The 14,101-nt window shown below is 56.9% G+C and carries 14 protein-coding genes; 6 read left to right on the top strand and 8 right to left on the bottom strand.

Features of this window, described 5'->3' with window-relative positions:
- Positions 1-24: 24 nt before the first annotated feature.
- Positions 25-1,824 carry a translation elongation factor 4 gene (gene lepA, locus OS189_RS13195; protein ID WP_267167790.1) on the top strand — a complete coding sequence of 600 codons (1,800 nt, stop codon included), beginning with the start codon at positions 25-27 and terminating at the stop codon, positions 1,822-1,824.
- Positions 1,825-2,021: 197 nt separating this feature from the next.
- On the opposite strand, the gene OS189_RS13190 is transcribed toward lepA, so the two are convergent.
- The gene (locus OS189_RS13190) at positions 2,022-2,876 is read right to left on the bottom strand and encodes a BstA C-terminal domain-containing protein (RefSeq protein WP_267167789.1); all 855 of its coding nucleotides are present in this window, start codon (positions 2,874-2,876) and stop codon (positions 2,022-2,024) included.
- Positions 2,877-3,195: 319 nt separating this feature from the next.
- On the opposite strand from OS189_RS13190, the gene OS189_RS13185 reads away from it, so the two are divergent.
- The 3 genes from OS189_RS13185 (at position 3,196) to OS189_RS13175 (ending at position 4,235) form a co-directional block, all read left to right on the top strand.
- On the top strand, positions 3,196-3,426 hold the full coding sequence (locus OS189_RS13185) for a hypothetical protein (RefSeq protein ID WP_267167788.1): 231 nt from the start codon (positions 3,196-3,198) through the stop codon (positions 3,424-3,426).
- A gap of 23 nt (positions 3,427-3,449) precedes the next feature.
- Complete coding sequence (locus OS189_RS13180) at positions 3,450-3,947, top strand: alkylphosphonate utilization protein (protein WP_267167787.1); 498 nt, start codon at positions 3,450-3,452, stop codon at positions 3,945-3,947.
- 93 nt (positions 3,948-4,040) lie between these two features.
- A complete protein-coding gene (locus OS189_RS13175; RefSeq protein WP_267167786.1) occupies positions 4,041-4,235 on the top strand; it encodes a hypothetical protein in 195 nt (64 codons plus the stop codon).
- 42 nt (positions 4,236-4,277) lie between these two features.
- On the opposite strand, the gene OS189_RS13170 is transcribed toward OS189_RS13175, so the two are convergent.
- The 7 genes from OS189_RS13170 to OS189_RS13140 are packed head-to-tail and all read right to left on the bottom strand — an operon-like array spanning position 4,278 to position 10,561.
- Positions 4,278-5,048 carry a polysaccharide deacetylase family protein gene (locus OS189_RS13170; RefSeq protein ID WP_267167785.1) on the bottom strand — a complete coding sequence of 257 codons (771 nt, stop codon included), beginning with the start codon at positions 5,046-5,048 and terminating at the stop codon, positions 4,278-4,280.
- Positions 5,045-6,178: a glycosyltransferase family protein gene (locus tag OS189_RS13165; RefSeq protein ID WP_267167784.1), complete on the bottom strand. Its 1,134-nt coding sequence runs from the start codon at positions 6,176-6,178 to the stop codon at positions 5,045-5,047. The genes OS189_RS13170 and OS189_RS13165 overlap by 4 nt, the downstream gene beginning before the upstream one ends.
- Positions 6,175-6,759, bottom strand: coding sequence for a histidine phosphatase family protein (locus OS189_RS13160; RefSeq protein ID WP_267167783.1), 585 nt, complete (start codon positions 6,757-6,759; stop codon positions 6,175-6,177). The genes OS189_RS13165 and OS189_RS13160 overlap by 4 nt, the downstream gene beginning before the upstream one ends.
- Positions 6,756-7,802: a glycosyltransferase family 4 protein gene (locus OS189_RS13155; RefSeq protein WP_267167782.1), complete on the bottom strand. Its 1,047-nt coding sequence runs from the start codon at positions 7,800-7,802 to the stop codon at positions 6,756-6,758. The genes OS189_RS13160 and OS189_RS13155 overlap by 4 nt, the downstream gene beginning before the upstream one ends.
- Positions 7,802-9,040 carry a glycosyltransferase family 4 protein gene (locus OS189_RS13150; protein WP_267167781.1) on the bottom strand — a complete coding sequence of 413 codons (1,239 nt, stop codon included), beginning with the start codon at positions 9,038-9,040 and terminating at the stop codon, positions 7,802-7,804. Before OS189_RS13150 ends, OS189_RS13155 begins: the two co-directional genes overlap by 1 nt.
- A gap of 4 nt (positions 9,041-9,044) precedes the next feature.
- The gene (locus OS189_RS13145) at positions 9,045-10,250 is read right to left on the bottom strand and encodes a glycosyltransferase family protein (protein WP_267167780.1); all 1,206 of its coding nucleotides are present in this window, start codon (positions 10,248-10,250) and stop codon (positions 9,045-9,047) included.
- A gap of 47 nt (positions 10,251-10,297) precedes the next feature.
- On the bottom strand, positions 10,298-10,561 hold the full coding sequence (locus OS189_RS13140) for a hypothetical protein (protein ID WP_267167779.1): 264 nt from the start codon (positions 10,559-10,561) through the stop codon (positions 10,298-10,300).
- Positions 10,562-10,673: 112 nt separating this feature from the next.
- Between OS189_RS13140 and OS189_RS13135 the strand changes: the two genes are divergently transcribed.
- Positions 10,674-13,193, top strand: coding sequence for a mechanosensitive ion channel family protein (locus tag OS189_RS13135; RefSeq protein ID WP_267167778.1), 2,520 nt, complete (start codon positions 10,674-10,676; stop codon positions 13,191-13,193).
- A gap of 66 nt (positions 13,194-13,259) precedes the next feature.
- On the top strand, positions 13,260-14,045 hold the full coding sequence (locus tag OS189_RS13130; protein WP_267167777.1) for an MBL fold metallo-hydrolase: 786 nt from the start codon (positions 13,260-13,262) through the stop codon (positions 14,043-14,045).
- The last annotated feature ends 56 nt before the right edge of the window (positions 14,046-14,101 follow it).

The following is a 14,101-nucleotide window of genomic DNA, read 5'->3' as shown; positions in this document are numbered from 1 at the left end:
TCAAATCCGCATCATATCCAATACATGACACCACTTTCACACATCCGCAATTTCTCCATCGTCGCCCACATCGACCATGGCAAATCCACCCTCGCTGATCGTCTCATCCAAGAGACGAACACAGTTGCTGTGCGCGATATGAAGGCGCAGATGCTTGATAATATGGACATCGAGCGGGAGCGGGGCATCACGATCAAGGCCCAGACCGTGCGGATCAACTACACCGCGCTGAACGGCGAAGACTATGTTCTCAACCTGATAGACACTCCCGGTCACGTCGATTTCGCATATGAGGTTTCCCGCTCCATGCGCGCGGTTGAGGGATCGTTGCTGGTGGTTGATTCGACACAGGGTGTCGAGGCGCAGACGCTTGCCAACGTCTATCACGCGCTTGATGCGGATCACGAGATTGTTCCGGTCCTGAACAAGATCGACCTGCCTGCGACTGACTGTGATCGTGTGGCCGAACAGATCGAAGATGTGATCGGCATTGATGCTTCGGGCGCGATCCGCGTGTCTGCCAAAACTGGCGAAGGCATTATCGAAACACTTGAGGCTGTTGTACACCGGTTGCCAGCACCGAAAGGTACGCTTGATGCACCGCTGAAAGCGATGTTGGTGGATTCGTGGTACGACAGCTATCTGGGCGTAATCGTTCTTGTCCGTATTATGGATGGTCAGCTCAAAAAGGGCGACAAGATCACCATGATGCAAAACGGTTCGGTTCACCATGTAGACCGGATCGGTGTGTTCCGCCCCGCGATGACAGAGATCGACGTGCTCGGCCCCGGCGAGATCGGTTTTCTCACCGCATCCATCAAACAGGTGCGCGATACGCGGGTGGGTGACACGATCACGCATGAGAAAAAGCCCTGCGCGCAGGCATTGCCTGGCTTCAAGCCATCGCAGCCCGTGGTGTTCTGTGGCCTGTTCCCTGTGGACGCAGCCCAGTTCGAAGACCTGCGCGACAGCATTGAGAAGCTGGCGCTGAATGATGCCTCCTTCAGCTATGAAATGGAAACATCTGCCGCGCTGGGCTTTGGTTTCCGCTGCGGGTTTCTAGGGCTTTTGCACCTTGAAGTGATCCGCGACCGGATCGAGCGGGAGTACGACATCGACCTGATCACCACCGCGCCGTCGGTGATTTATGATATCCACATGAGGGACGGGGAAGTGCAACAGTTGCACAACCCTGCCGACATGCCCGATCTGACTTTTGTGGACCACATCGAGGAACCGCGGATCAAGGCGACGATCCTTGTGCCTGACGAATACCTTGGTGACGTGCTCAAGCTGTGCCAGGACCGCCGCGGCATTCAACAAGACCTCACCTACGCCGGATCGCGCGCGATGGTTGTGTATGACCTTCCCCTGAATGAAGTTGTGTTCGATTTTTATGATAGGCTGAAAAGTGTTACCAAAGGGTATGCATCGTTCGACTACCAGATGATCGGCTACCGCACGGATGCGCTGGTGAAGATGAGCATTCTTGTCAACGACGAGCCTGTCGATGCCCTGTCAACAATGGTCCACCGTGACCGCGCCGAGATGCGCGGCCGCGCGATGGTGGAAAAGCTCAAAGACCTGATCCCCCGCCACATGTTCAAAATCCCGATTCAGGCGGCCATTGGCGGTAAAGTCATCGCCCGCGAGACCCTCTCAGCCATGCGCAAAGACGTGACCGCCAAATGTTATGGCGGCGATGCGTCACGCAAACGCAAGCTGCTGGACAAGCAGAAGGCGGGTAAAAAGAAGATGCGCCAGTTCGGGAGCGTGAATATCCCGCAGGAAGCGTTTATTTCAGCGTTGAAGATGGATGGGTGAGCCTTGATCCAAGCGCAGCTTGGCAAACGCTCCAGTGGAGCGTTTGAAGGGCGAACGGGCGGAGCCCCGGGGGTGGCCGTTTTGAGCGGCGCTGGGAGGCATCGTATTGCAAAGCAATGCGCGTTCCCGCTGGGTGAAGGTGGGGAGTCAACTATCGCCATTGTGTTGGCCACCAAAAGTTCTTGGTGGCCGAAAACTCATGACTTTGCAATTTGGGCAGGTTTTAGCCCATCGATAATTTGCAGTGCCGCCATTTGATCGATGCTTCCAGACCGTATTTTGCCTTTTAAATAGGGCTGCAACTTATCTGTGTAGTATTCTTGTTTGAGCCACTTTCTGAATTCAGCCAAGGCGTCATCAGGGTAGCAATTAGCATCGAGTTTCCCTGCTGCCGATTGTGGGTAATAACTTGGGTAGCTGCTCTGAAAACTTTGGCGCATACCATAGACAGACTCTAAATTTTCATCTTCCCAATATTTCGCCCAAGTGATTCCTACGCTGATATCAGGGACAAAAGAGGAGTCTATTATTATTCCATGGGATACAAGCGAAGCAAACATTTCGGAAATCTCTTTGAAAATTGAGAAATAGCCGTCAGGAACAGAATTGGTGAATAATCCGACACGATCCATATACTGTGCTGTTGCTAAGTCTTTTGCTGTAGCATTTCGTGGAATACCAACGCTCTCATAAACGAAGTCAGTAAAACCTTTGCGTGCTAATGTTCTATAAGCTTTCCGAGCATGATCATTTAATTTTGGCGAGTCTAGCGCGTAGTATTCAAGGACTGCCATCACCACTTGCTCAGGAAAAGCATGATGAATGCTTCCGCTTCTATTAACACCTATAAACGCTTGCGTATCGTCGCCTTGCCCCTCGCGGATTATTTCTTTGATCTTAGCGATACGAAGTTTGATTGGTTCAACTTGCCAGTCGTCCGCTATAGCTACTGTGTTGGCATTGCTGATTCCGCAAAGCCTGGCTAGGCCACGACCAGTTAGGTAGGGAGCACCATTGCTGAGAACGCCCATCCCTACACCGTTGTTTTCCACTTCGGTGACAATTGTCAGATTTAGTTCCAGTTGTTTTTATTCGATTTATTCAAATTTCTTCCATTCCAAAGGTTGTCGCAGATCAGGTTAATTTTCTGATCCCGATATGTGAGGTCTTTAAATATGTGTTCACGTTTTGTCTTTCAAGTGCACGTGTCGCAATTTGTAATTTCTAATAGCCAAATTTCCAATTTGGCAGCGCCCGAACCGCCCCCACGGGGCGGGCGCTTCACACCCACCCCTCGGTTCGTGCGCGGCATTCCTAATTGAAGACTGCTCAAAAAATGCCTATCTTTGATACAAACCAAAGAGGCCCCCCATGTACCACTTCGCCTTCGCTATCTACTCCGTCGTCTTCTCTACCATTTCCGGCTTCCTCGCGGTCGCCATCATCCTCGCGGGCTATTTCTCGTGGACCAGCATAATCACCGCCCTGATCATCGGGGGCATTGTTGCTCTTCCCGTTACTTACGCCGTGTTGAAGCGAATGGATTGGTCGGAGCCTGACAAAGGGCATGCAGCGCGTGAGGATCGGTGGTATATCCGCTAAAACTCTAACCGCGTGAGGCCCCGATGACCTGCCCCCTTTGCACCAATGACGCACCGCTTTTTGATATCGCCGTTTCGGGTGGCTCTGCGGATGCCTCTATTTCTGTTTGCGCCGCATGTGCAGATGCGCAGACGCCAGCGGATCATTTCCGCCCTCTCGCTTCGACCATGTGGTCCGAAGACCCCGCGGTGCAGGTGTTTGCGGCGCGCACGCTTAGGCGTCTTGATACAGACTGGTCGCGTGACCTGCTGGAGCAGTTGTATCTTGATGAGGACACACAGTCGTGGGCGGATAATGTGGCAGAGCAGACGGACCACAAGGACAGCAACGGCGTTCCCCTTGCCACAGGCGATACGGTTGTATTGATCAAAGACCTCAACGTAAAAGGTGCGGGATTTACCGCCAAGCGGGGCACGGCCGTCCATCGGATATCACTGGTTCCCGATAACGCCGGGCAGATCGAGGGGCGGGTTGAAGGTCAGCGAATTGTGATCCTGACCGAGTTCGTCAAAAAACGCTGATAAAGGCGCAGTCAGATTGACCTCAATCAAAGTAGTCAGACCCCGTTCCTGTGATATCATACGGCAACACAGTTGATAACAGAGGAAACCGCCATGTTGCGTCTTGCCGCCATTCTTTATTCTATCATCGCCACATCGCTTGCCGGTACGGGTGTGATTGCTGTTTTGGTGATGGGATATGTCTCGGTTCCCGCGATTTTGGTCGCTGCGGGGGTTGGCGCAGTGCTGGGGCTGCCGGTGTCCTATCTAATTGCGCGCAAGATCACGGGCGCCACGTCCGGTGGATAAGCTTTGGGCGTTGCGCTGACACGGCTGTAAGACGAAGCCCGCTCAGGCGGTGGCGCGTGCGTTAGCCAACAGGCAGGCAATATCGGCAGGCAGCGCACCACCTTCAAGCAATACGTCCAATAGATCGCGTGTGAAATTCCAGACTTCCTCTGTATGCACCAGATGATGGGTCAGCAGGCCCAGCGGCTCTGACGCGTCGATGTGACCCGCGCGGCGGTCTTGAAGGGTGGTGACGATCCCGTCGATCAGGATCTCCGGATCGACCAATCCGCGATGACCGCGCCAGAATATCGGATCGATGTGGGTGTTAATCTGCATCAAGCCAGAGGCGGGATAAACCGCGGTGCGCGGCCCGTAGGTGGAAACGCCTGCGTAGCCGTGTTTTGCGAGGACGGGCAGGAAAGGCGGATCAATCCGGTTCCACGGTGGAACGAACAGATTGACCAGCCTCTTGCCAAAATATCGGGCGAGCGTTTCCCTTCCACGCTTTAATTCATCGCCTGCTTGCACACGGGGGTGGCCAAATTCGGCCTTTTTGGCCCCTTCAGGGGCGTGGCTGATGTGGCGCCACCCGTGCACAACCGGAATAAGGCATGATTGCGCAGCGACCATTGGTGCCAGCGTTGGCGTGACAAGATTGGGGATCACGGCGATATGGACAGACAGGTCCAGCCCGTCCGCCAGCGCGACCAACCGTTCAAGCGCGGGCGTATCTGCGACCGCATCATCGTCGCGCCACCATATCGGCAGGGTCAGATTGGTGCTGCGCCATCGGGCAAGCTCATCGCGCAGCGGGGACCAGTCGATACTCATTGTCCGCCTCTTAAATTATGGGTCTTTGTGACGGTATTTGCAGCTCCATCTACCACGGTTAGGGGGCTATTGCGACGGGGGGCTGCGATCACTTTTGTCAGGGCTGCCAAGAGGGTTTGCGCCGATAATTGCGCGCGGTGGATGGTTTCGATGCCGGATTTTCGGGCCAGCGCATCAGCGCGTATGCCTTGCTCTACTTCGTTACCTTCATCAAAGGGGATAAAGACGGCGGGCGTTCCAGCTTGCAAGATGTCTTGCGCGGTATTGTAGCCGCATAACGAAACAGATGCAGCGGCGTGATACAGCATTTGCCGGAAATCCCTGCGCGCGGGCTCAATCATCACAGTGACGGGCGCACGGCTGCGCCATGCGGCGATGCGATCATCCGGCGCGGCCCCTCCGATCAAAAGGCGGACCGGAAGAGCGACGTCGCGCGCCATTTCAATTGCCGTTTCAAAAATGTGATCCCCCACATCACCACCGCCCGCGCTCACGATGATCTCACCTGCGCCTGCACATTCTGGGTGTTGCCCTGCTGGCGGGGGGGCGACAAAACCGGTGTAGTGCAAGTACGGGCGCAGGACCGCAGACACAGGCCAGCTGAGTTCAAGCGGCATTAAATCGGGATCAGAGTGTATCAGGACCGCGTCGTAATACTGCCGCACCATATCATCTGCAAACAGAGCCTTTTGTGGTTTCGACGGGGGTGCCAGAATATCACGGATAGAGGCGCAGATCAGCGGTGGATTTGCCGCAGCTTTGGCGGCACGTAGCAGGGCTTGAAATTCCGTACGCAGGATGCGGCGGCCAAAGGGGAACAGTTCGGTGATCAGGATATCGGGTGCGAAGCTACTGAAGGCGTTGAGCAGACTGACTTCGCGATGTGCCAGGTATTCCGACGAGGCAGGGGCGTTCTGCGTCGTAAGAAGCCGCGAAAAATCCACCCCGTCCGAGCGTACGGGAGGCAGTTGAACCAGCGTAATGTCGGGGTCTGCCAGCAATGGCGCAGGCAAGCCGCCGGAAACGACCGATACCGCATCACCCACTGCCGCATAGGCGCGCGCAAGTGTCATTGCCCGTGCCAGATGGCCGGTGCCAAGCAGGTGGGTAACGACGATCGTCACTTTCATTCGGGTCTGCTTTCCAGTCGTACAGGGTCTGCCAGCAAGCGCCACTGATCTGCGCCCAACTCGATGATAAACAGGCGGTTGCGTTTAACGGCAAAAGGCGGGGGGCCGTCAAAATTCCAGCCTGTCGCATGGGCCATAAGGACCCGCATCACACCAATGTGACAGACGGCGACGGTGTCATTTGTCAGGCCCTTCGCCCACGGCACCAGACGTTGACGCAGTGCATCGGGGCTTTCGCCGTTCGGGGGGGCATAATCCCACCCCCAATCCTCGATGTCGCGGTGATCACAGGCCGGATCGGCGCGTAGTTCGCGCGCGATGCGACCTTCCCAATCGCCCCAGTTCATCTCGATCAGCGCGGGGTCTGTGCACGGGGTGCGCTGTGATACCAGTTGTGCCGTATGGGCGGCACGTTCCAGCGGGCTTGCCCACAGATCGGCTGTGTCCCATGGCGCGGGCAGGCGTTTGGCAGAGAGTTCGGCAATAGCTGCGGCATCCAGCGGAATATCGCTGCGGCCCTGCACACGGCCTTCGCGGTTCCATGCGGTATGTCCATGGCGCAGCAGCGCAAGCCGGATCATGCGACACCTGCCTTTGCCAAGCCGGCGCGCAGTGTGTGGGCGGCAGCGGGGAGCAGGTGGTGATCGCGGATAAAGGTGCGGATGTCGTCGGCGGGCGGAGCCGCCCTGCGGGCAAGCGCCGCAAGTCCGGCAGCCCCCTCATCCACAGATGGGTAGGAGCGGGGAAACAAAACATCACGCACACCGGGGCGGTCTTGCGCTATGACAGGCAGGCCGTGTGCCTGCGCTTCCAGATATATCATACCGAATGCCTCTTCCACGCCGGGCCAGATCAGCGCACCGGCATGTGCATAAGCGCTTTTCAGCGCGGTTTCATCAATCGCGCCCAGAAATGTCACACGCCCACTCAGGGGGGCCATTGCTGCTTCGACCTGTGAACGTGCGGGGCCATCCCCAGCAATTTCCAAAGTAACATCGTCGGGCAGCAAAGCGAGGGTTTGCGCAATCAGCTTGTAAGACTCCAGTTTCGCTGCAACGCGCATCATTCCCACTGCAAGCAGGTTTTCCCCTGCGGCGACAGGCGGCAGATTATTGCGTGGCAGAAACGGGCGCAGATGGACATGCTGTTGCTGCGCGGGTGCGTAGGCCTGCAGCGCTTCATAATCGCGCGCAGTGAGATAAAAGATCACGTCGGCGGCATCGCAGGCAGCCTCGGAGATACGCGCAAAAGCATCCCACGGGCCACCAAACCGCTTGCGCGCGCGGGTTGCTTCAATGGCGAGGTAGGGGATGCCCAGCGCGCGGCTCACGGCAGGCCCCAATAAATCAGGCGCTTTGTAATAGCTGTGATACGTGACCCAAGCCTGCCAACCTGCACTTTGCCCTTTTTCAATAATCTCGGGCACCAGTTCCGCCGCCTCGGCAATCAGGCGTGCCTGAACAGAAGGGTCACCCTTGCCGTCACGGCTGCGAAATGTCGCGGCAAGGTCAACCTGGGCGCCCATGTGGGTCAGCGCCGCCACCAGCGCCCTTGCCATTGCGCGATCGCCCGACGGGACAGGGTGCGCAGGGGGCTTGAGCGGAGCGTAAAAGGCCAGCCGCATCAGGAGCCTTTCAAAATTCCGCGCAGACGCTTTGCCAGATGGGCAATGCCGGGTGCCATGGTAAATTCGGCATGCAGGCGGGTGTGCGCAGCCCGCGCGAGGCGGGGGCCAAGTGCCGGATCACGGGCAACCTGCTGCATTGCATCCGCAAACGCTTGCGGTGTGTCGCGCACCAGCAGGCCGTGGGTGTTGTGGGTGATAAATTCGGGAATGGCCGAAACGGGTGTCGACAGGATTGGCAGCATCTGGCTTGCCGCTTCCATCAAAACGTTGGGCAGCCCATCGCGGTCACCATCCGCAGCAATGCGCGATGGCAGGACAAACAGGTCGGCTTGGCGCATGGCCACAATGACATCGGGTTGATCACACGCGCCGCGCCAGGTGATGCGATCTGCAACACCTGCTTCCTGCGCGCGTTCACGCAGTTGCGCATCCAGTGTGCCGCCGCCGATATGGGTCCAGCTCCACGCCAGATCGGTCGGCAGAAGCGCCAGCGCGTCGATCAACGTATCAAAGCCCTTTTTCTCAACCAGCCGGCCCACCGACATCATGTGCAGCGGATCATCAGCCCTGCGCGGCGTGCGCGCGGGCGGATCGGGAAAGCGGGCCAGATCAAGACCATGATAGACCAGATCAACCCGCTCGGGCGTGTCGGCCAAGGCCTGCAAATGCTCCGCGCCAAAGCGTGTGCAGGTGGCACCAAAGGCGGCACCATAAGTGTCTGCGCTCAGCTTTTCCCGCAATTCCCATTCAGGAGATGTCCATATATCTTTGGCATGGGCAGAAAATGACCACGGCACACCGCGCAGCATCGCGGCGTAACGTGCCACAGAAGACGGGGTGTGCAGGAAATGTGCATAAAGCGCCTCCAGGTTTCCATCAGCCTCATGGGCCAGAACACAGGCCTGCCCCCAGCGGCGGCGGCGGTTTGCCGTATCGTCGCGCGCCAGATCGCGGGCATAGGCATCGGCGGCGGCATCAAAACCGGCCAGCGCGGTTACCGCGCCCATCGCCTCATGCACGCGGCGGGGTTCTTGATGCAAATATTCGGGCAGGTAACGCACCCGCGCCTGTAAACGATCATGCAGCGGATGGGTTTTGACATCGGTCGGGTGGCGCAGGGACCAGACATCAAACGCAATGCCCGATTGCTCAAGCGCTACAAGCTCCTGCGCGATAAATGTCTCTGACAGGCGTGGCCAGCCTTTGACAACGATGGCAAGGGGGGGCGTGTTCACAGTATCAGCCTTTCTGCCCCATCAAGGCGCGGCCCCGTTCAACAACAACATTCAGCCCGTTAAGCAGATCGTCGGCACCCGCCTGCGAGGGCGTTTGTTGGGTGGGCAGGGCGCGGATGGCCTTGATCATCGCATCAACCGTCATTCCGTCGCGCCCGTCATCCAGCATCCGGACCAGCCCCAATTCTTCTGCGCGGCTGGCACGTATCCATTGCTCAAGCCTTGGAACGGTGCGCGGTACAATCACCGCACGCCGGTCAAAGCTCAGGACTTCACAGAATGTGTTGTAACCGCCCATGCAGACTACGCCCTGTGCTTTGGCGAACAGCGCTTCGATACGGCTGTCAAATCCAGTGGCAACGACACGACCGCCCAAGGCTTCAACCCGCGCATCCATGGCTTCGCGGACCTCGCCGGATAGGAACGGGCCATAGACCAGCATCGCCTTCGGCCCCAATGTCGGGTCTGCTTCATAAGCGTCCAGAACCAATGAAACCATGGCGGCCCCGTCACCGCCACCACCGGGCGTGATGAGGATATAGGGTTCGTCCGGCACATCGGCATTGTCGGTTAATTGGCGGCGCAGATAGCCGGTGTAGTGCATCCGCGAGCGGGTTTCATCGCTGAACGGCAGGCCGCTGGTCGGGTCATAGATCTCTTCGACACCATATACCCAGAATTCATCGTAGAAGGCTTCGGCCGCTTTCACCGCGCCTTTGCGCTCCCACTCGGCGGCAAGCCGCTCGGGCTCGTCCAGTACATCGCGCAGGCCCAGCACAACACGGCAGTCCCCTTGCGCCTGCAACCATTCCAGCGTTGGTAGCAATTCACCGCGAAAGCCTGTTGGCTCTTTATCAACAATCAACAGATCGGGGCGATACTGCTCTACCGCTGACTGTATCAAACCGGCCCGCAGATTGGTTGTAGCGTCAATGTCCAATCCCAGAGTAGAGCTGACGTAGGATCCGTCAGGTAGTTTGGTCACGCCCGGCAGGCGGATGTGATCAACCCGTTCGGGAAAGGTAAACCGCCCCGCCACGGGAGAGCCGGTCAGAATGATCGCCGATGCCTTGTCGTCCCCGGCGGTCAATGCAGTTGCAAGCGCGCGGGAGCGGCGCAAATGACCCAATCCGAATGTGTCGTGGCTGTACAGCATGATGCGCCGCGATGGCGCGCGTGCGTTGGCTTGGACGATGGCCTCTTGCGGCATAAAATGTCTTTCTGTCTTGGGGTACTGAAAACCTGATTTGCGTTTCGTTAGGCCATTGTAAAACCCGACCTCAAACTGCTGGCGATACCGTAGCGATCGATGCGGCGGAAGCCGGTCTGGTGTGAAATAATATGACGCGCGACGCTGCACGTTCGATGTGTGAACCAGCCGTCCGATATTTGATTGTGTAAATCTTCATCTAATTCCTCAGGCCGCGAAAGAGACCGGTCGTTTTCCTGCAGCCCTTCAATTTCTATCGCACAAAATACGGCCATTTGTAAAACACGAACGAACAGAACCGTACTGCGCATCGTGTCAGTCAAGTGGGTCCCGTCGCTTTGATTGCAATATAAAGCACAAATCCTTACCGTCACGACTTTGTGAGCGGCTGCGATCCGCAGATTGCGATATAGGACAACAATGATGATTTACCGCATCTTGCAGACCGTGCTGCTGGGGCTTTTGCTGGCTCTTTTGCCGGTGCCGGATACAGCGGCTCAAGGGTTCTCAACTCTGCTGTCAGGCAGTCCAGACCCCGCCGAAGAAAACCTTGCCGATACGCTGCGCAAGGCTGCCGATGCCGGTGTCGGCATTATAGTTATCGACACCGAAGGGCGCGTTGTCTCGCAACCGGCGGGGGAGCAGGCTTTGGCCCCTGGGCCAGCGGAACATGCGCCCCTGATGAAAGCGCAGGAAAATGCAGACCGTTTGCGCGATGCACTGGTCGAACGTCTGGTCCAGTTGCCTGTCGCGATTCAGGAAGTGTTGTATATCCTGCGCGCTGCATCGCCGGACGGAACAATCATGGCCTTTGCAAAGGTTCTGGTGCTGAGCCTGCTGTTGTTTGTGATTGGTTTTGTTGTCGAACGCGAGATGTTTACCAAGCGGATCGCGCGCCAGTATGTCCGAAACCGCGTTATGGACGACCCCACAGGATACACGGAGAAACTGCCGTTTCTGGTGTTCCGGTTCTATATAGGGGTTGTTGGCATTCTGATCTCGATGGCAGTGGCCTATGTGATCGGCGTGGTGTTCTTTCCGCCGCTGGATGATACCGCGATCCAATTCACGGTAACGCTGATCAACATCGGATATTTCTGCTGCCGTGTTGTCGTAGAGCTGTGGCGCATGATCCTGTCGCCCTCTCTGACGCAATACCGTGTCCCCGTTATCGCGGGACGCGACGCAAAGCGATTGTATCGCTGGATGTGGGTGCTGGGCTGTTTTGACATCTGCGCAATCCTCTTCGGGATCTGGATCGGTGAGTTGGGATTGAATTATGATGTCTATGCTTTGGTCGCCGCGATGCTATCCGCAGCGGTGGTGCTGCTGAATATCGTTCTTGTCATCGTCAACAGGCGCGCGGTGTCTTCCGCCTTGCGTCACGGGAAAGAGCCGTCGGAAGTTGGCATGTTGTCGCGCTTCCTCAGCCGCGCGTGGGCGCCTGTGGTCGTGTTTTACGTGCTGTTTGCATGGTTTGAACTGACCTATGATCTGATTTTGAATAACCCCAGCTCAATTCCGTTGATCGCGGGCGCCTATGGTATCGTTATTTCGATTATCGTTGTGTACGGCGTTGTAAACTATTTGATCGAACGCGGTTTTAGCCGCGCGCGTCTGCTGCGGCTGCTGCGCGAAAAACAGGCGGAACGCGAAGCCGCAGATCAGGCCCGCCTTGAGCGACAGGCACAAGAGCGACGGATCCTGCGCGAAGACGGCCCAGACCCTGATCCCGAAACCGCTTTGGAAGCTGAAAGCGATGCAGGGCCGCTGGCCGACCGGATCGAGCCCGCGCTTGCCGTACCTGCAGCTACCGTCGAGGATATCACACAGTCCGAACACGCCATGTTATCAGCCGCTGCCGAAGACGGCGACCGGCCTGTGCGTGTGCTAAACAGTTTCGAGGCGCTGGCGCGGCGGGTTGCCGGTATTCTGGCATTTGTCGCAGGGGCTTATGCCTTCTTTTACATTTGGGACAATGACGGCGCGCGCATGGTGGAATCCGTGCTGGACCAGCTGCTCGATATCATCATCATCATCTTTATCGGCTATGTTGTGTATCACGCGTTCCGCATCTGGATTGATACCAAAATTGCGGAAGAGACCATGGACGAGGTCGAGGCAGAGCCGGGTGATGAGGGGGGCGCGTCCTCGGCCACGCGGCTGGCAACCTTGTTGCCGCTGTTTCGCAATTTCACCCTGATCGTGGTTGTTGTGACCATCCTGCTGGTCATTCTGATGCAAATCGGGATCAACGTAGGGCCTTTGTTTGCCGGCGCTGGCATTGTGGGCATCGCGGTTGGCTTTGGCTCTCAGGCGCTGGTGCGCGATATTTTTGCGGGGGCATTTTTCCTGTTTGATGATGCATTTCGCAAGGGCGAGTATCTGGATGTCGGCGGGGTGAAAGGCACGGTCGAGAAAATATCTGTCCGCTCGTTCCAGTTGCGTCATCATCTGGGTGCGTTGCACACCATTCCCTTTGGTGAATTGCAGGTAATGACCAATTATAGCCGCGACTGGGTCATTATGAAGCTGCCCTTGCGTGTAACCTATGACACCGATGTGGAAAAAGTGCGCAAGCTGATCAAGAAGCTGGGGGTTTCATTGCTGGATGATCCGGTAATCGGGCAGAACTTTATCGCGCCGCTGAAATCGCAGGGTGTGATTGAGATGCAGGACAGCGCTATGATTATCCGCGTAAAGTTTATGACCAAACCGGGGGATCAATGGCTGGTCCGCAAACGGGTATATGAAGAAATCCGGGCACTGTTCGAACGTGAGGGGATCAAGTTTGCCCATCGTGAAGTCACGGTGCGGCTGGCGGATGGCAAGGTGGATGAACTGAGCGAAGAGCAGAAGCGCGAAGTCGCTGCCGCCGCCCATGCATCCCTTGAGGAAGAACCGGACATCTCAGGGGCAGGCGACACGGGCGATGATCGCTAGAACTTGATCGGGGCGGATGACGATCTAGCTGGTGTGGTCAACGACAACGTTTTGCAGGAGATAAAGATGACCCGATTAAATGGCCCGACACGCCGCCAGTTTATAGCAACCGCCGCCGCTGCCGCAGGTGTGGTGACGGTTCTGCCCTACAGCGCTTTCGCGCAGGTCCAGGGCGGCAACACTTTCGAAACCCGCGCAGGCCCGATTACGATATCGCCGGTGTCACATGCCTCATTTGTGGCGCAAACTCCGCAAGGGGTGATCTATGTCGACCCTGTTGGCGGAGGCGATAAATACGAGGGGTTTGCGGCTCCCGATCTGGTACTGATTACCCACGAGCATGGAGATCACTTCGATCCTGAGACGTTGAACAGCGTTGTTTCGGAGGGCACCCAAATCATCACCAATCCCGCTGTTTTCGACATGTTGCCAGACGGCTTGAAAGCGCAGGCCGGTGCAGTCGAGAACGGCGGTTCGGCCATATTCAAAGACCTGAGCATTGATGTAATTGCGGCCTATAACATCACCGAGGAGCGCAAGAAATTCCACCCCAAAGGGCGCGACAACGGTTATGTGCTGAACTTTGACGGATTCCGAATGTACATTTCGGGCGATACGGAAGACACGCCGGAAATGCGCGCGCTTGAAAATATTGATTTGGCTTTCGTCTGTATGAATCTGCCATTCACAATGGATGCGAACGCTGCCGCGTCCGCTGTGGCGGAGTTCAAGCCGAAGTATGTCTATCCCTATCACTATCGCGGCCGCGATGGTGGCACGCAGGATCCCGACGCATTTGCCAAACGGGTAGGGATGGATGTCGAGGTGAAACTCGCCAACTGGTATGGCTGAAATATCGGGGCGGCTTCATTGGCCCGAGGGGCCAAACGAGAGGCGCTGCCTCTCGT

The sequence above is a fragment of the Sulfitobacter sp. F26169L genome, assembly GCF_026410285.1.
Lineage (GTDB): Bacteria > Pseudomonadota > Alphaproteobacteria > Rhodobacterales > Rhodobacteraceae > Sulfitobacter.
This window is presented reverse-complemented; position numbering and strand designations above follow the sequence as displayed.